Genomic DNA, 16,193 nt, shown 5'->3' on the forward strand with positions numbered 1-16,193 from the left:
TCCGAGATTGTGTTTCAGTTAAGCAGGATCTTCGACGAAAACCCAGAAACGAAAAAAGCCGAAGCGCGGGCCTAGGAAACTCCGCTTCGGCTTTTTCTTGCATAAGAAAGGATCTTAAATGCAGGACGAATATACATCAGGTGACGGCCGGGGCGCAAGCGTTTCCCGCCGGGACCTCTTCCAGTTCGCCGCCGCCGGCATCGCCGCCGCATTGCCGGCCGCGGCTGAAGCGTCACCTGGGGACATCCCCCAGGTGACGCTGACCCTCGAGCAGCAGGCCGAGGCCTGCATCGGCCAGCTGAAGAACATCCTTGCGCGGATGCATCCGGATTTCCCGATCGTGGATGGGATTCGGATGTTGCATGCCGATGGTGGCTCCACCGTTTTCGTCAGTGTCAAAAAACCGCCGCGCAATGTCTTTGACGGCGACGGCCTCTATGAGGTCGAGGCGAACGGTCACTATTATGCGGCGGGTGTCTACTGGATCGAGCGTGTGCAATCCAAGTACAACAAGCAGTTCACACTCTGGGGCTCCTTCATCTGGGACGGCAAACGGATTGCCCCGCGGGAGATGATCGCCCCCGCCACCATCCTCCGGAAGCTGGAAGGCGGTGCAACATGACGGCGCCGCACGATCCTCTGAGAGAGGCGATCAATATCAGCTTGGAAGTCCAGGCGATATTGACAATCCTTTCTGGTCAGCTCGAGCGCCTGGCGGAGTCTGGCGCTCAAGATCCCGACGAGCTCCACCGGTTGTCGCGGATCACAGACGCTTCTTCGCGCCTGTTGAGCGATATCGTATCCGAGATCGAAGATGCGTTGCCTGAGTTCGATGCGCTGCGCCTGGCGGATGAAAGGAAACCTCCCAAATGAAACTCTCCGCTGAAATCGGGCGCGTCGACGATGACGCGCCTCTCCGTTTGAAGGTCGCTGCCGAGCTGGCGTTTCCAGATGGCTCGATGACCGAGCATGGCCTCAAACGGGAAATAGAGCGCGGCCGCCTGGCGTTCGAGCGCATCGCCGGGAAGGTCTACACCACGTTGAACTATATCAAGCGGATGAGGGACGAATGCCGCGAAAATCACTCGGGGTCCGCAAGTACCTCCGCGAACGCGCCGGCCGGCCGGCCGTCTGGGTCATCCTCGACGGATCAAACGAAGTCAGCACAGGATGCCCTGCAGAGGATGTCGCTGGCGCTGACCGGGCGCTCGAGCAATACCTCGCAAGGCGGCACAAGCCGGACTTCCGGAAGGGCGAGCCAGAGACCGTAGCCGTGGCGGATGTCATGCTCTACTACGTCGAGGAGCACGCTGATTCCACGAAAAATCCCAAGTTGATCGGGTATCATATGCTGCGGCTCAACCCATTCTTCGGCGGCAAGATGGTTTCAGAGGTCGACGCGAAGGCGTGTCGCGACTATCGCAAACTTCGCCAGTCCGGACAAATTGGTCCCAGGCCGGTGCAAGAGTCGACCGCGCGGCGGGAGCTGGAGACGCTTCAGTCGGCATTAAATTTTGCCTACGACGAGAAAAAACTGCTCTATCCCGTCAAGCTGAACCTCGGGAAGAAGGCGCCGGCGCGGGTCCGTTATCTTTCGCGCACCGAAGTCGCCCGGCTCATCGGCGGTGCGCTGGGATATGTACCGGCCTATTGCGATGTTGTCACACGCCAGCCAGGCGGATGGTGCCGGATGCACCGGCCGCAATATCACGTGGCGCGCTTTATCCTCATCTGCCTCTACACAGGCACGCGGCACGATGCGACGTTGAAGCTTCGTTGGCAGCGAACGAACAGCGCCGGCGGCTGGATCGACCTCGACGACGAAATTCTTTACCGCAAAGCCGATGGTGAAGCGGAGACAAACAAGCGCCGCCCGCCGCTGCGTATCCCGCTCCGGCTGCTCAATCATCTTCACATCTGGCGCAAGCAGTCGATCTCGGGTCCGATCGAATACAACGGCGAAATGATCGCCAAGATGAAGACGGGCTTCAACAATGCTCGCGATCGTGCTGGCCTCGGCCGGGATGTCGTGCCCCATGTTTTGCGGCACACATGCGCGACCTGGCTACTGAATGCGGGTGAAACGATCTGGGATGTCGCCGGCTTCCTGGGCACCTCGGAGAAGGTGATCAGAGACACTTACGGACACCACTCAACCGGCAGCAAGGAAGCCGCAAAATCGCGGTTTCGTGGGCGATAAATGGGCAAGGCTATGAAAGACGAGATATCATCGATCAGCCTCTCGGCAAATTCTCCTTGCGGGTCAAGGAGATCGGATGGTGGGCGTGACAGGGATCGAACCTGTGACCCCTACGATGTCAACGTAGTGCTCTCCCGCTGAGCTACACGCCCATCCGATGGCGGCGCATAGATCACAAAACCTTCGGAGCCGTCAATAGGCTTTTTTCAGTTTTGTGACATCCGGCCGGCAAGCCTTACGCGGCAAGCATTTTGTTGACCTCGTCGACGAGATCACGCAGGTGGAAAGGCTTGGAAAGGACCTTGGCATCCTTCGGCGCCTTCGAATCAGGGTTCAGCGCCACGGCGGCGAAACCGGTGATGAACATCACCTTCAGGTCGGGGTCGAGTTCGGTGGCGCGGCGCGCCAGCTCGATGCCGTCCATCTCGGGCATGACGATGTCGGTCAGCAGCAGGGAAAACGGTTCCTCGCGCAGCCGGTCATAGGCGCTGGCGCCATTGTCATAAGAAAGGACCTTGTAACCGGCCTTTTCGAGCGCTTTCACCAGGAAGCGGCGCATGTCGTTGTCGTCTTCGGCGAGAAGTATCTTCTGAGTCATCAATCCAGACCGCTGATCAATAGGTTTTGGGTGGGCTTGCCCGCCGTTTACACTAGTCTTTGCCCGGTAAACAACCGGTGAATTGCCTGTGCGCGACCGCCATCCCTTCTACATAGTATGGACTTGAGGCCGGGCAACTGGCAACATGGGCAAAGCAGTCAGTTCATGACATGGTAAAGAGGGCCGAAAGTGCCGGAAATACGCGAATACGAGCTTTTTGAGGTTCATGAGCCCGTGTCGCAGACCATTCCCTTCGTCTATAATTCTCCCCATAGCGGCCGCATTTATCCACCGGAATTTATTGCCCAGTCCAGGCTCGAGGGCATCGCCATCCGCCGTTCCGAGGATCATTACGTCGATGAGCTCTTCGGCTCGGCGGTCGCACTCGGTGCGCCGCTCTTGGCAGCCAACTTTCCGCGCGCCTATCTCGACGTCAATCGCGAGCCCTACGAGCTCGATCCGCGCATGTTCGACGGGCTGCTGCCGCCCTATGCCAATGTCAATTCGCTGAGGGTCGCCGGCGGGCTCGGCACCATTCCGCGCATCGTCGCCGAGAACATGGAGATCTATGCGCGACGCCTGCCGGTGCAGGAGGGGCTCGATCGGGTCGAAGCGGTCTACAAGCCCTATCATGCGACGCTGCGCCGGCTGATCGCGCGAACGCATGTGCAGTTCGGCTTCGGCGTGCTGATCGACTGCCACTCGATGCCCGGCAATGTGCGCGTCGCCGGCTGTACCGCGCGGCCCGATTTCATCATCGGCGATCGCTACGGCACCAGCGCCTCGGCCGAACTGTCTCGCGCGGCCATCGCTATCCTCGAGGAAATGGGCTTCGCGGCGATCCGCAACAAGCCCTATGCCGGCGGCTTCATCACCGAGCATTACGGCCGGCCTTCGCGCGGCCTGCATGCGCTGCAGATCGAGGTGAACCGGGCGATCTATGTCGATGAAGTGACGCTGGAGAAACGCGAGGATTTTGCCGCAGTGGCCGATGCCGTCACCGCCTTCATGCAGCAGATGGCGGATTACGTCGAGAAATTCGCCGGCGATCGGGCGCTGGCAGCCGAATAAATCTCTTTTTCGATTTCCCTGACCCCTGGCCGCCGTCTTCCCGGCCAAAAAAAGACCGCCGTGAGGCGGCCTAAGTCTAGGGAGGAAACACCCAAGGAGGGTATTTACAGTCAGAAGACTGTACGAAGGACGCTACTATTGCATTGCACAAATGTCAAGCAATATATTGCGCTGCGACATCTTTGGGCAGCGTCGCTGGAATTGCTTGCTGCGTTTGCATTCCCGTTGCTTTTCGCTATGAAAAGCACCATTCCCGCCAGCCAAACGGATAAATCATGCTTCCTGACCGTTCGTTCTTCAACCGCCTGGCGGAGGCCGCCCGAGCCGAGACGCTGCCGCGCTTCCGCTCCGGTCTCGATGTCACGAACAAGCTTTCCTCCGGTTTCGATCCGGTGACGGAGGGCGACCGGGCAGCCGAACTCGCCATCCGGGCGCTGATCGAGGAGAATTTCCCCGGCCACGGCATTCTCGGCGAGGAACACGGCAATGTCGGGCTCGACCGCGAATATGTCTGGGTGATCGATCCGATCGACGGTACGCGCGCCTTCATCTCCGGCGTGCCGGTGTGGGGGACGCTGATCGGCCTGCAGAAACAGGGCCGGGCGATCATGGGCATGATCGAGCAGCCCTTTACCGGCGAGCGCTATTTCGCCGACCAGAACGGCTCGATCTATACCGGACCGGAGGGGGAACGGTGGCTTAAGACGCGCCAATGCGATGCGCTTTCGAATGCCATCCTGTTCACCACCTCGCCGCATCTCTTTGCCGGCGAGGAGATGGAGAAATACCGCGAGATCGAGAGCCAGGTGCGGCTCTTCCGCTACGGCTGCGACTGCTACGCCTATGCGCTGCTTGCCGCCGGCCATATCGATCTCGTCATCGAGAACAGCCTGAAGCCCTATGATGTCGGCGGGATCATTCCCGTCATCGAGGGGGCGGGCGGCATCATCACCACCTGGGACGGGGGGCGGCCTGAGAATGGCGGCTCGATCATAGCCGCCGGAAGCCGGGCGGTCTACGAGCAGGCGATCGCCATCCTGCAGCGCTGATCCCGGCGTCGGCCGCGCGGATGCCTTGCCACAACGCGCTGATCCCGGCCTGCGTCGCCTGTGAGAATGCGTAACGCATTGACCTGGCGGTCTTCTGGGACGTTCCGAAGTATTGGTTTTTGCAAGTTTGTGAGCTTTGCTTTCGGAGAAACTTGCAAATTGCGCTCCCGGGAAAAACGTGATTCTCTCTGTTCGGACGGTGGTTTCATGGAGCGTTGGGATGCTTCCGAAGGAGTGGTGAGACAGCGGGCAGAATGATCTTTTCCGGGCACGGCTCGATCAGATCGTCGATATGAAACATGCGCTGGCTCGGCTCCGTCGGGCGATCGACTGGCGGTTTTTGGAAGAGCGCTGCGGGGAGGTCTATACGGATGCCCCCGGCCATTCGCCGCTGCCCACCCGGTTGATGGCGGGGGCTTGCCATTCTCAAATCGATGCACGACCTGTCTGATGAGGCATTGTGCGAACGCTGGGTAGAGAATCCCTATTACCAACTGTTCTGCGGCGAGGGGTTCTTCCGTCACGACCTGCCGTTCGACCGTTCGTCGATGACGCGCTGGCGCCAAAGGATGGGCGAGGAGAAACTGAACGCCCTGCTTCAGGAAAATCTTGCCGCGGCGGTGCGCACCGGAGCGGCCAAGCCCGTCGACTTCACCGCGGCGATCGTCGATACGACGGTCCAGCCGAAGGCCGTCGCCCATCCGACCGATGCCCGGCTGATGCATCGCTCGCGTGAGCGGCTGGTGCGGTTGGCCAACACGCTTGGGATCGAGCTTCGCCAGTCCTACGCCCGGGTCGGCAAGATCGCTCTGATCAAGCATCAGAGATATGCGCGCGCCAAGCAGTTCAAGCGGGCAGGCAAGGCGCTGAGAACCCTCAAGACCTATCTCGGCCGGGTCATTCGCGACATGGTGCGCAAGACAAACGGCGACGCTGAGCTTTGAAGCGGCGGTCGCCCACGAACTGATGCTGGCCAGACGGGTCCATGCCAGAAACCGCAACCTCAACCGCGTCAAGGGCATGGCCGAGGACGCGGACCTTCGTGTCTTCAGCCTGCACGCTCCGGAGGTCGAATGCAACGCGGCATGACCAACCTCATCAAACGTCAGATGCGACGACGTTCAGCCATCGAGCCTGTCATCGGACATTTGAAAGAAGACCACCGAATGGGCCGCAATCATCTTGGCAGAACCATCGGCGACGCCGCCAACGCCGTCCTCGCAGCCGTGGGTTATAACTTCCGCCGCATCCTCGCATGGATCAGCTTTTGCATCGCCATTATCTGGGCAGTTCTGGCTACCCAAAGCGTCAAACTCGATCCCCCACTCGGCTAATCGTCGTTCTTCAGGCGGACTCATGAGCGCGGCCTCGAACTACCGCCTGCTTGGCCGCTGGCGGATCATTGAGGCCGATCTGTGGGATCGGGATTATATCGACCTCTGCGAACCCGCCACGATCATCATCGGGGCCAATGGACATGGCGAAATTGCTTTTGGCGCAATGCAAGCCACGCTGGATCTCGGCTACAGTCAGTCCATGATCTCATTCACATGGTCCGGATTTGACGAAATGGACGAGGTCTCGGGCGACGGTCATGCCGAACTGCTCGATGATGGCTCGATCGAGATCACTTTCGCATACAAATATAGCGACGTGGCCATTCTCAAAGCAAAAGCAGAGATTTCTTCAACAGCCTGCTAAAGAGGAAGGGCCCGATCCCGGCCGAGTTCGCCACCAGTCCGGCTTAGTTGCCGTAGTTGGCCACTTGGCGGCGATTGGCTTCCGCGGTCGTGCCTTGAGCTTCGCTCGATTCTAAAGTAAGCGTTCGCTTGGACAGAGGTCATGGAAGCAGGAGGCGCTAAGCTCCAGGGCGCTGAACGGTACGCCCCAAATGAGAACTTAGCGAAGAAATCGAAGGCGACGGTTGGGCATGGTTGATGCGACGGATATATCAGCGGGCGTGGAGTCCCTTTCAAACGTGCGCCGCAGCAAAGGGATCCTCGTAACCAGCCTGATATTCATCATTGCTCTTTCCCTGGTCGCTCTTACCGGAACTTGGGACTGGTTCGCGAAGCGCTTTTTTGGCTTTTTCCCGCTGCTGATCGGTTTGTTCGTACTCGGCATCCACCCCGTAGTTAGAGTGAAGGCCGCAGTCGTCCTAAGTGGTCTTGCGGATTGGCTCGCTAGACGCGGGGCCTTCGTATCAAATCCAGAGGAGGAAGCACCGAAATTCGCGCTGATCCGAATAGTATTTGGGCTCTTCATGATCGAGCGCGCCTTCTGGGTGATCTCCTATCTTGAGCCTTCGGACTGGGCGCAGCCATCGATTTGGTTGACTGCTATGATGGGATTGCTCTGCGGCGTCTTGGTGACAGCGGGTCTGCTGACGCAGTACGCTCTCGTGTACCTGATCGTTTTTCAGTGGCAGATGGGAGACATACTGCTCCGCACATCCACATTGGGAAACTGGATCGCAGCGATGCTTTCAGTGCTTCTGATTTTCGCAAACGCCGGAGCGAATTTTTCGCTGGACCGGCTGCTTATGAAAAGAGGCACGTTCGCGTGCAAGGTCATCTCAGCGTTCTACTATGACAACGGTTTGCCAAGTGAATCCGGGCTGCAGCTCGCAAAGTTGATGACGCTCGCCTGTTACTGGTGCGTGTGCCTGTACTCGCTTTCGATCCATTTGGGCGAGCCTGCCTGGATGTCAGGTTCGGCTGGCCCACTGCTGCTCACCAATAACTTCATGTCCAGATATTCGAGTGAGTTTAGCTGGCTGCTTTCGCAAGGCCCGATCCCGGTTTTCCTGGCGCGCGTATCGCTCTGGGCGATGTTGCCGTGGTATCTTCTGCTGCTTCCGTTTGTGCTTCTCGGCGGAGTGTTTCGCAAATATGTAATCATGTGGGGCTTGCTGTTCTTCGGGTTGAGCCTATTCCTCCTCCAGCTCGGGTGGCTAGCCCAATTCGAGTTCCTGTTCCTGGCCGCCTTGTTTTGGACCAAGACATTCATCAGTGGCGCAAACAGGCTGCAGGTGGCGTACGATGACCGCTGCAATCTGTGCGATAGAACGGTGACGTTCGTAAAGGCCGTCGATCTCTTCAGGCGAGTCCACCTTAAGCCGTTGTCCAAGAACATTCCTTGGCTTATCGAAGTCGGCATCGATCCAGATGATGCACGAAAGGACCTTTACGCTGTCGACGTCAGCAGCGGGAATGCCGTCAAAGGTTACGAGTTCTATGTGCTTTTATCGAAGCACGTGTTCCTTTTGCTGCCGCTTCATCCGTTGCTCATAGTCGGTCGATATTTGGGCGGACCGGCAGTGTACAGGTTCGTTGCCGAGCGTCGGACGAGGATGTTCGGCGTCTGTCAAATCCCTACGCCAAAGCCAGAGTATACGCTGTTGCCAACGGGCCAGATGGTCCACAAGGACATCGTCCCGGGTGATCCGATCTCCACCGTCTTCTGTCATGTAATGATTTTGCTGGCATGCTTTGTTATCTCGCTTCCTCTGCCGTACCTGGTGAAGAACCCTCCGACGGTCCTGCGGAAAATCCAGAGATCCGTTGCGGCGCCGACGAACGCAGCTGCTATCTACGGGGTCGGTCCAATCGACGTGTTTAATTCTACCGATCTTCGGATGGCTGAGAACTGGTTTACCCTCAGCAAGAAGACCAAGGACGGCCTCGAACAGCTTCTTCCAATATTCTCCGAGGACGGGAAACGTCTAGCTGCTCACAGATCGGACCGGGTCTATTTTGGGTACACTGTGGCGTTCAGGCGCGGGGTAATCGGGAAGGAGGGCTGCCAATTTGAAGCGTTTCGCCAGCAGGTCAGCTACCTTGGCGAAAACGGACATTTAAACGGTGAGACCCTCATTTATCGTCAGTACGTGGAGCCGCTACCCAGCGTGGATTTGCTACTGCGGGGCCGATATATGGCGAGCGAGAGACGACTGGTTTGCGAAGTGACGTTTTAGCGGAACTGTCAACGTTTGAGGGGCGGCCGTCCATATACAATCATCTTTCATCAGGACTAGGGAGGCGAGTTCGCTAATCCTGAACCGTTTTTGCTGCGATGACCAAAAGGACTTTTTCTGCTCCGGCTTCTTGTTAAAACCCTCGTGGTCAAGAGGATTATCGTCCTTCGTCGGCGGCTCCGGCGAACCGTCGAGCTGCTGCCCTATGACGTGACTGGTTCAGTTCAACCCAGGGCTCCTTCGGGAGCACGCCGCCGTATCGGCCTCCTATCATCGCGGGGTTCATCAAGACGCGAACCATACCATCTGATTGTTCCGAGACTCTGGTCAGCCCATGGACGATCAGCAGGCGCTGCCAATCTTCTTGAACTGTCACCACATACTTTGACCAGACACGGCGAACCCACTGAAAGGCGCTGATGACTTCTTTCAGCCCCTCATTCCACATTTACCAGGATGCCCCGATCCGGCGTGTTGACGATCTCCCAACAAACAATGATGTACAGCCGCAGGCGCAGGCGGCTATGATGCAAGCCGCACTGAAGAGCTTTACAAACCGACGGCAGCGAGTGAGGCTTTGAACGCCTGCCGAGCCATTCGAGCGAAGGAAATGAAGTGAAGTGAAGAAGGTGGCTATCGTCCAGTCAAACTATATCCCGTGGAAGGGTTATTTCGATATGATCGCTGCCGTGGATGAGTTTATCCTCTACGACGACATGCAATATACGCGACGTGATTGGCGCAATCGCAATCAGATCAAGACGCCTCAGGGGATTCAATGGCTCACAGTCCCCGTTCAGGTAAAGGGAAAGTACCACCAGAAAATCCGAGAAACTGAGATAGAAGGCACCGAATGGGCGAGCGCCCATTGGAAGAGCCTGATCCAGAACTATCGTCGTGCTGCACACTTTGAGGAAATCGCTGTGTGGCTGGAGCCCCTTTACCTGAATGAACCGCCAAGTCACCTTTCGCCGCTCAATCGCCGATTCATTGAAGCAATCTGCAATTATCTCTCAATCGAAACTGTAATTTCCCATTCATGGGACTACACGTTAGTGGAAGGAAAGACAGAGCGTCTGGCTGCGCTTTGTGCTCAAGCGGGTGGCACAGAGTACGTATCTGGCCCCGCGGCAAAAGACTATGTAGATGAAGAAGTCTTTAAAGAACGAGGAATTAGGCTTACCTGGTTCGACTATGCCGGCTATCCTAAATACCCCCAGCTCTGGGGTGAATTCGTTCATGGAGTGACGATCCTCGATCTTCTCTTTAATTGTGGTAGGGACTCGCGAAATCACATGAGATACCTGAAATGAAACTTTCACAGCGCCAAATTTCTGGTCCGCTAGTGAATTGCGCTTGTGAGAGTGGCGGAAATGATTGGGCACCGCTGGAGGTGTTTCGGTGTTTCGACACTCTTGCCAACTCCCGGGAACAAGGAACGAAGGGTGGATGATCGGCGCTCTCTCTGAAGCCCGGGGGTTGCAATGTAAATAGCGTGGGGCAGTTTTGATCCTTGGGAGAGGCATCATGAGTTGACTAACACTTGAACCTTTGGCGTGGGTCTCCGGTGCCGCACCGCCCTTTGGAGCATTGGTGCGTGTGTGCAGAAAGAAGAAAGCGTACCGGATACTGGGCCAATCCTCCACATTTTTAAGGCTTGCGCGTGGTGACAAAATTGCGTTATTGCGGTCCGCTAGCAAGCACGGCGGGGGACTTCGCTTGACGGAATATATTTCTAGGTGTCCCGCATGTGGATCAGCGGATTGTAGAAATCTACCTATTCCGCATGCAGCCCGCTCGATGGTTAGCGACGGCAAGGTGGTATCGAATCCTCTTAAGCGCTGTTCTTGTAACAACTGCGGCCATGGCTTCCACACCCAGAATTTTTCAGAAGAGCAAATAAAAGAGATTTATAGCGCCGACTACTCGATCGGCCTGCGAGACGCGGTGGCGGAGGCTGCGCGCTCCGCCGAATATAGCCGACAGATAGAAGCTTTCTTGATGCATCATCTGGGGATTGAAGCCAATTTTTCCAAAATCATAGAGTTTGGATGCGGTAGCGGTACGTTGCTCGGTCATCTGACCAATAGGCTTGGCGCTCAAATTTCAACCGGAGTGGAGCCTAGTTCCCGGATAGCCGCGAATGCGCGTTCAAACGTGGGAGGTCGAATTTCCATCCACGAGGGTTTTGCTGAGCAGTTCGAGGCCTCCCCCCCCGGCTACAATCTTTGCCTGTCCGTTAACGTGATAGAGCACACACGTAATCCCCTCGGTTTTCTGCAAGCATGCCGACGCGTCATTGATAAAACGGGGAATATTGTCGTCATTTGTCCGGATGGAGAAATCGTAGGGTCGGAGCTGCTCTTTTACGATCATATATCCAACTTTACGTCCGCTTCCTTGGCAATGATTGTAGCGGGTGCAAACCTGCGGATGGTTGCGAACTCCCCCTTAACGGGCAGCCTGCAGGGATTTAGGATTTACCTGTTGCGGTTCGGCGACGCTGACCTTGACAGTCAGACCCGCGGCTTCGCCTTTCTTTCTCAGGAGCGCGCAGAGTATGTGAACACCTGGAGCAAGATACGAGACGCGACCAACCGGGTGCTTAAGGGCCGGAAGTATGGCATCTTCGGCACGGGTGAGTATTCGGATCTTCTTCACGCCTATAGCCCATCCGTGATCGAAAACGCAGAGTTTTTTGTTAGGGATCAACCGATAGAGGCGAATTTCTATGGTAAACCTGTTGTATCGGTCAAAGACTTCTTGAGCTTTCCAAGAATGCCCCTGATCGCGGCTGTGCATGAGCGAAGCTGGTCGCTTATCCGAGATCGTTTTGGATCGGAGAATGTTTCGATCTTTCATTCTCTTGAAATTGCTAGGCAGGATGCCATCCTATGACGGAAATTTCTCGCTACGGCGTTATTGCGACAACCGAAGCAAACGACATTTACGACATCCTCGCGGAGGAGGTCAGGCTATTGGGATACACTACGCTAGATTCCGGACTGGCCGGGGCTCAGCTCGATGAACTCTCGCAGTTGTTCAATAGAGCGGAGTTAGAATACGATACCGAGGCAACAGACCGAGGTTATGATCTTAGCAAGATTAATGAGCGTGATACGATTCGCCTCCTTCCGATGGTGTGCCCCAATTTCTGGGAGGTCGTTTTCAATGGGCCACTTCATGCGTTATTGTCGCGGCTCCTCGGCGGTTACTTCATCCTGAACCAGGTGAACGGCCTGATAAACCGCGGCCACCAAAGCAAATACCACCAAGCCCAGTATCACAGAGATCTTCCGTATCAGCATTTCACTAGCTCTCGGCCGCTCGCTATCAATGCACTCTTTGCATTAGACGACTTCACTATCGAAAATGGCTCCACGCGCGTGATCCCTGGAACACATCATCGTGAAGCGTTTCCACCTGACGAAGTTGTTCGGCGTTTGGAGACCCACGTCACCGTGAAACGGGGGACGTTCATTGTCTTGGACTGCATGGTTTATCACGCCGGCAGCACCAATAAGACCGATAAAAATCGTCGCGCCATTAATCACGTCTTCACGATTCCTATGCTGCGTCAGCAGTTCCATATTCCTTCTGTGCTAGGTGAAGCTCCAGATTTTACAGAGCAGCAAAAGAAAATACTGGGCTATGGCCTAGATGAATTTCGTTCAGTTGGCGACTGGTTCAAGTCTCGGTTGCCGAAAGTCAAATGAGTTCCATGACACGCAAGTTATCCATTGTTACCACTCTATACAGGTCAATGGACACAATCGATGAGTTCATCCAACGTGCCTTGGCCGCGGGAGAGGCGGTGTCGGATGATATTGAAATCGTGATTGTCGATGATGGCAGTCCAGACGGTTCGGCGAACATCGTGCGAAATTGGGTTGAGCGCGACGCTCGGATCTCGCTATTATGCTTGAGCAGAAATTTCGGGCATCATAAAGCGATGCTCGTGGGTTTGGAGCATGCTCAAGGCGACCTAATATTCCTGATTGACAGCGATCTCGAGGAGCCTCCCGAGTTGCTTTCGGAAATGGCGCAGGTTTTGCGGGGAAAAGCTGTTGATTGTCTCTACGGGCTGCAGGAACGTCGGAAAGGCGGCCGGATGGAGCGGATATCGGGGCACCTTTTTTATTGGCTTTTCTCCGCGTTAAGCGAGGTACGCATACCCCAGAACGTATCAACGATGCGATTGATGACCCGTCGCTATGTATCCGCTCTACTTAAATTTCGAGACAAAAATCCAGTCTTCGTTCCACTAAGCATTCTTGTTGGCTATCCCCAGGCATCGTTCCCTTTTGTCAAAGCCAGCACCTCGGATACGACCTACTCGCTAGGAAGGCGGATTGCTCTGACCGCCCTTGCTATCACGACGTTTTCAGCCAAGCCACTGATATTGATGCTGTGCTTCAGCTTAATGATGGCTTTCTTAGGTATCGTCTACGGCGGGTTTGTTGTGGTGCGCGCGCTGATCGGACCGGTCCAAGACGGATGGGCGTCACTCATGGCCGTAGTGGTCTTTTTCTTCAGCTTGAATGCTGTTTTTACCGGGCTGATGGGCCTTTATGTCAAACAGATCCTGGAGGAGGTGAAGGATAGACCCCGCTCAATCATTCAAGACATCTATTCTAAAAGGAATTCCTCAGAGACGTAGCCGATCTATTCCGAAAAATACTCACGCGCTTTACAAAAGTTGGAGGGGCGTTCCAACGTCGTCAGCCGGGCGGTATATGGTGTCGCGGGTGTTGGAGTAGATATTGCTGGAATGGCTACCACCTGGCGTGACCTACCTGGAGTTCATGTTGACGATCGCCCGAGTCAATCGCAGATACCCGTCACGTGAGTATTCGGACGCGGTAACCGGCTCACGGGAAATGACCAAAATTGGGATACGAGATGTTGCTGGTCCCTCACAAATGCGAGCGCTGAAAGCGATAACGAAGATCGGAGGAAGAGCTCATATTTCTTTGAGTGGCGGGCTGGTAGTGTGTTTATAGGATTTTTGAGAACAATTAGCGCCGCTAAACATCAGCGCCCTGACACGTGGTGGGACATTCATGGTTGAATCGAGTGATGACATCCTGAAGGATGTGGCTAACTATTATTCGGGACGGATCGCTGAACATGGCCAAACCGCAGCAGGTGTTGACTGGAACAGCCAAGCCGGCCAAATCATGCGCTTCAATCAACTTCTCAAAGTGGTCGATTCTTCGCAACCATATTCTATCGCCGATATAGGATGCGGATATGGAGCGTTGCTTGACCACCTCTCGCAGTTGGGACACGCCGCTCGGTATATAGGTGTCGACATTGCTCTGCCGATGATTGAAGCCGCCCGTTCGCGTATCGCCGCGTCGCCGGACGTGACTTTTAGGTTGGGTAACTCGCCAGGTGAGATCGTCGATTATTCTGTAGCGTCGGGAATTTTCAATGTGCGGCTTGGTCGGACGGACGAGGAGTGGCTTGCGTATCTGGTGGAAACACTGGACATGATGAACATATCCAGCGAGACAGGTTTTTCTTTCAATTGTCTAACATCCTATTCTGACGCAGACCGGATGCGGGGTGATCTTTTCTACGCCAACCCGCTGGACTTATTCGATCTTTGCAAACGGCGCTATTCACGGCAGGTAGCTTTGTTGCATGACTATGAGCTATACGAGTTTACGATGATCGTGAGGAAGTTGCTATGATGCGGAAGCTCGTCATTTTTGGGGCTGGTGATATCGCCCAACTCGCGCATTACTATTTCCAAAATGACAGCGATTATGATGTGGTCGCGTTCACTGTGGACGAAGCCTATTTAACTGATCGAGAGTTTTGTGGCCTGCCGGTCGTTGCCTTCGAAAACGTCGCTGATCTCTATCCACCGGCCGACCATGCCCTTTTCGTCGCACTCAGCTACTCCAAGCTGAACCAAATCCGCAAGGAGAAATTCGAGGCCGGACTGGCTCTCGGTTACGATCTTGCAAGCTATATCAGTTCTAGCGCAACAGTCCTCAACGGGCATTCCTTCGGGCGTAATTGTTTTATTCTTGAAGACAATACGATCCAACCATTTTCGCATATCGGCGATAATGTCACGTTGTGGAGCGGTAACCACATAGGTCATCATTCGGATATCGGAAGTCACACGTTCATATCCTCCCATGTTGTGGTGTCCGGTGGTGTCAGGATCGGCGAGCAATGTTTCATAGGGGTCAATGCCACTCTTCGTGATCACGTTAGTATCGGGGCAAAGTGCGTTATCGGTGCCGCAGCACTCATACTGTCCGATGCCGAGGCTGATGGAGTTTACGTAGCTAGCGCCTCTGAACGCTCGCGTGTTCCCAGCTCAAAATTGCGCAAGATATGACCGGCGCATGGATTAAAACCGGCCTGCTCTTCAAACCGTCCGGTTTGCACCCGAAGCTGAGGAGTCACGCTGCCAACCCGCTCGCACTCCACCTTGAAGGTGACACATACAGGGTGTTTTTTAGCGGGCGCGACAGCGAGAATCGTTCCTCTGTGGGCGCCGTTGATATTAATCTCTTGACGCGAGAAGTCGTTCACGAACACAAGCAGCCCTTTCTGGTACACGGTGCTGGCGGCAGTTTCTTTGAAGCGGGTATCAGCATCGGTAACTGCTATTATGCGGGGGTGCAGCGCTATATGCTATTCATGGGATGGCAGAGGCCTCCGGGAGGGCACTGGCGTGGCGATATAGGCCGTATAAAGGTTCGACCCGATCTAACGCTTGAGCTGGACGCCGACGTAGCGTTCATGGCTTCGGATGAGGAAGATTCAGTCAGTCTTTCCTATCCATGGGTTGAAAAGACGGATAGTGAAACGTTCAGGATGTGGTATGGGTCCACCGTAACCTGGGACGCGGGCAACGGTGAAATGCTCCATGTTATCAAGTCCGCAAGTTCAAGGGATGGCCATATATGGCACAAGGAAGGTGTGGCAATTCCCTATGAAATTGGTAGGGCGCAAGCCTTCTCCAGGCCCACGGTTCTCATTGATGCGGCGTGTGGTTACCGGATGTGGTTTTCTTATCGCAGCGGTCAGGGCGAAGCCTACCGGATCGGGTATTCTGAAAGCCGGGACGGAATCGCGTGGATCTTGAAATTGGACCAGGTGGGTATAGACGTTTCCGAAAACGGCTGGGATAGCGCGATGATCGAGTACCCTTACGTGTTTCGGCACGAGGACAATACCTATATGCTATACAATGGCGATGGCTACGGTAAAACGGGTTTTGGCTTGGCTGTTCTGGACGACAATAAGGTGGAGAGATCTGATTCTGTCTAG

15 protein-coding genes, 1 tRNA gene and 1 pseudogene are annotated in these 16,193 nt (G+C 55.4%); 15 read left to right on the plus strand and 2 right to left on the minus strand.

Going from position 1 to position 16,193, the window contains the following annotated elements; all coding sequences use genetic code 11:
* The first annotated feature begins 118 nt into the window (after window positions 1-118).
* The 3 genes from CO667_RS10140 to CO667_RS10155 all read left to right on the plus strand — a co-directional run bounded on the left by CO667_RS10140 (window position 119) and on the right by CO667_RS10155 (window position 2,200).
* Window positions 119-622 carry a hypothetical protein gene (locus CO667_RS10140; protein ID WP_097618259.1) on the plus strand — a complete coding sequence of 168 codons (504 nt, stop codon included), beginning with the start codon at window positions 119-121 and terminating at the stop codon, window positions 620-622.
* Window positions 619-873, plus strand: coding sequence for a hypothetical protein (locus tag CO667_RS10145; protein ID WP_097618260.1), 255 nt, complete (start codon window positions 619-621; stop codon window positions 871-873). The genes CO667_RS10140 and CO667_RS10145 overlap by 4 nt, the downstream gene beginning before the upstream one ends.
* Window positions 874-1,069: 196 nt before the next feature.
* Window positions 1,070-2,200: a site-specific integrase gene (locus CO667_RS10155; RefSeq protein WP_097618261.1), complete on the plus strand. Its 1,131-nt coding sequence runs from the start codon at window positions 1,070-1,072 to the stop codon at window positions 2,198-2,200.
* Between the two features lie 77 nt (window positions 2,201-2,277).
* On the opposite strand, the gene CO667_RS10160 is transcribed toward CO667_RS10155, so the two are convergent.
* Together CO667_RS10160 and cpdR1 are read right to left on the minus strand one after the other, a co-directional pair.
* A tRNA-Val gene (locus CO667_RS10160) sits at window positions 2,278-2,352 on the minus strand.
* Between the two features lie 83 nt (window positions 2,353-2,435).
* On the minus strand, window positions 2,436-2,798 hold the full coding sequence (cpdR1, locus tag CO667_RS10165; protein ID WP_003542883.1) for a response regulator CpdR1: 363 nt from the start codon (window positions 2,796-2,798) through the stop codon (window positions 2,436-2,438).
* Window positions 2,799-2,987: 189 nt separating this feature from the next.
* On the opposite strand from cpdR1, the gene CO667_RS10170 reads away from it, so the two are divergent.
* From CO667_RS10170 to CO667_RS10225, 12 genes and pseudogenes are all read left to right on the plus strand, one after another.
* On the plus strand, window positions 2,988-3,869 hold the full coding sequence (locus CO667_RS10170; RefSeq protein ID WP_097618262.1) for an N-formylglutamate amidohydrolase: 882 nt from the start codon (window positions 2,988-2,990) through the stop codon (window positions 3,867-3,869).
* Between the two features lie 275 nt (window positions 3,870-4,144).
* Entirely contained in the window at window positions 4,145-4,918 is a 774-nt protein-coding gene (hisN, locus tag CO667_RS10175) for a histidinol-phosphatase (protein ID WP_097618263.1), read from the plus strand.
* A gap of 283 nt (window positions 4,919-5,201) precedes the next feature.
* Window positions 5,202-6,252, plus strand: a pseudogene (locus CO667_RS10180) (transposase).
* A gap of 22 nt (window positions 6,253-6,274) precedes the next feature.
* Complete coding sequence (locus CO667_RS10185) at window positions 6,275-6,619, plus strand: hypothetical protein (protein WP_097618264.1); 345 nt, start codon at window positions 6,275-6,277, stop codon at window positions 6,617-6,619.
* 229 nt (window positions 6,620-6,848) lie between these two features.
* The gene (locus CO667_RS10190; RefSeq protein WP_097618265.1) at window positions 6,849-8,894 is read left to right on the plus strand and encodes a DCC1-like thiol-disulfide oxidoreductase family protein; all 2,046 of its coding nucleotides are present in this window, start codon (window positions 6,849-6,851) and stop codon (window positions 8,892-8,894) included.
* Window positions 8,895-9,514: 620 nt separating this feature from the next.
* Complete coding sequence (locus CO667_RS10195) at window positions 9,515-10,207, plus strand: WbqC family protein (RefSeq protein WP_097618266.1); 693 nt, start codon at window positions 9,515-9,517, stop codon at window positions 10,205-10,207.
* 487 nt (window positions 10,208-10,694) lie between these two features.
* Window positions 10,695-11,792: a class I SAM-dependent methyltransferase gene (locus CO667_RS10200; RefSeq protein ID WP_097618267.1), complete on the plus strand. Its 1,098-nt coding sequence runs from the start codon at window positions 10,695-10,697 to the stop codon at window positions 11,790-11,792.
* Window positions 11,789-12,610, plus strand: a complete 822-nt coding sequence (locus CO667_RS10205) for a phytanoyl-CoA dioxygenase family protein (RefSeq protein WP_097618268.1) — start codon at window positions 11,789-11,791, stop codon at window positions 12,608-12,610. The genes CO667_RS10200 and CO667_RS10205 overlap by 4 nt, the downstream gene beginning before the upstream one ends.
* Complete coding sequence (locus CO667_RS10210; protein WP_097618269.1) at window positions 12,607-13,554, plus strand: glycosyltransferase family 2 protein; 948 nt, start codon at window positions 12,607-12,609, stop codon at window positions 13,552-13,554. The genes CO667_RS10205 and CO667_RS10210 overlap by 4 nt, the downstream gene beginning before the upstream one ends.
* 403 nt (window positions 13,555-13,957) lie before the next feature.
* Window positions 13,958-14,593: a class I SAM-dependent methyltransferase gene (locus CO667_RS10215; protein ID WP_097618270.1), complete on the plus strand. Its 636-nt coding sequence runs from the start codon at window positions 13,958-13,960 to the stop codon at window positions 14,591-14,593.
* Window positions 14,590-15,255: an acetyltransferase gene (locus CO667_RS10220; protein WP_097618271.1), complete on the plus strand. Its 666-nt coding sequence runs from the start codon at window positions 14,590-14,592 to the stop codon at window positions 15,253-15,255. Before CO667_RS10215 ends, CO667_RS10220 begins: the two co-directional genes overlap by 4 nt.
* On the plus strand, window positions 15,252-16,193 hold the full coding sequence (locus tag CO667_RS10225) for a hypothetical protein (protein ID WP_097618272.1): 942 nt from the start codon (window positions 15,252-15,254) through the stop codon (window positions 16,191-16,193). The genes CO667_RS10220 and CO667_RS10225 overlap by 4 nt, the downstream gene beginning before the upstream one ends.

The organism is Rhizobium sp. L43, assembly GCF_002531725.1.
In the GTDB taxonomy this organism is placed as follows: Bacteria; Pseudomonadota; Alphaproteobacteria; order Rhizobiales; family Rhizobiaceae; genus Rhizobium.

What these genes read in the sequence shown, in the direction of transcription:
- CO667_RS10140 (WP_097618259.1), top strand. Translation starts at nt 119, where the DNA reads ATGCAGGACGAATATACATCAGGTGACGGCCGGGGCGCAAGCGTTTCC.
- CO667_RS10145 (WP_097618260.1), top strand. Translation starts at nt 619, where the DNA reads ATGACGGCGCCGCACGATCCTCTGAGAGAGGCGATCAATATCAGCTTG.
- CO667_RS10155 (WP_097618261.1), top strand. Translation starts at nt 1,070, where the DNA reads ATGCCGCGAAAATCACTCGGGGTCCGCAAGTACCTCCGCGAACGCGCC.
- cpdR1 (WP_003542883.1), bottom strand. Translation starts at nt 2,798, where the DNA reads ATGACTCAGAAGATACTTCTCGCCGAAGACGACAACGACATGCGCCGC.
- hisN (WP_097618263.1), top strand. Translation starts at nt 4,145, where the DNA reads ATGCTTCCTGACCGTTCGTTCTTCAACCGCCTGGCGGAGGCCGCCCGA.
- CO667_RS10185 (WP_097618264.1), top strand. Translation starts at nt 6,275, where the DNA reads ATGAGCGCGGCCTCGAACTACCGCCTGCTTGGCCGCTGGCGGATCATT.
- CO667_RS10190 (WP_097618265.1), top strand. Translation starts at nt 6,849, where the DNA reads ATGGTTGATGCGACGGATATATCAGCGGGCGTGGAGTCCCTTTCAAAC.
- CO667_RS10200 (WP_097618267.1), top strand. Translation starts at nt 10,695, where the DNA reads ATGGTTAGCGACGGCAAGGTGGTATCGAATCCTCTTAAGCGCTGTTCT.
- CO667_RS10205 (WP_097618268.1), top strand. Translation starts at nt 11,789, where the DNA reads ATGACGGAAATTTCTCGCTACGGCGTTATTGCGACAACCGAAGCAAAC.
- CO667_RS10210 (WP_097618269.1), top strand. Translation starts at nt 12,607, where the DNA reads ATGAGTTCCATGACACGCAAGTTATCCATTGTTACCACTCTATACAGG.
- CO667_RS10215 (WP_097618270.1), top strand. Translation starts at nt 13,958, where the DNA reads ATGGTTGAATCGAGTGATGACATCCTGAAGGATGTGGCTAACTATTAT.
- CO667_RS10220 (WP_097618271.1), top strand. Translation starts at nt 14,590, where the DNA reads ATGATGCGGAAGCTCGTCATTTTTGGGGCTGGTGATATCGCCCAACTC.
- CO667_RS10225 (WP_097618272.1), top strand. Translation starts at nt 15,252, where the DNA reads ATGACCGGCGCATGGATTAAAACCGGCCTGCTCTTCAAACCGTCCGGT.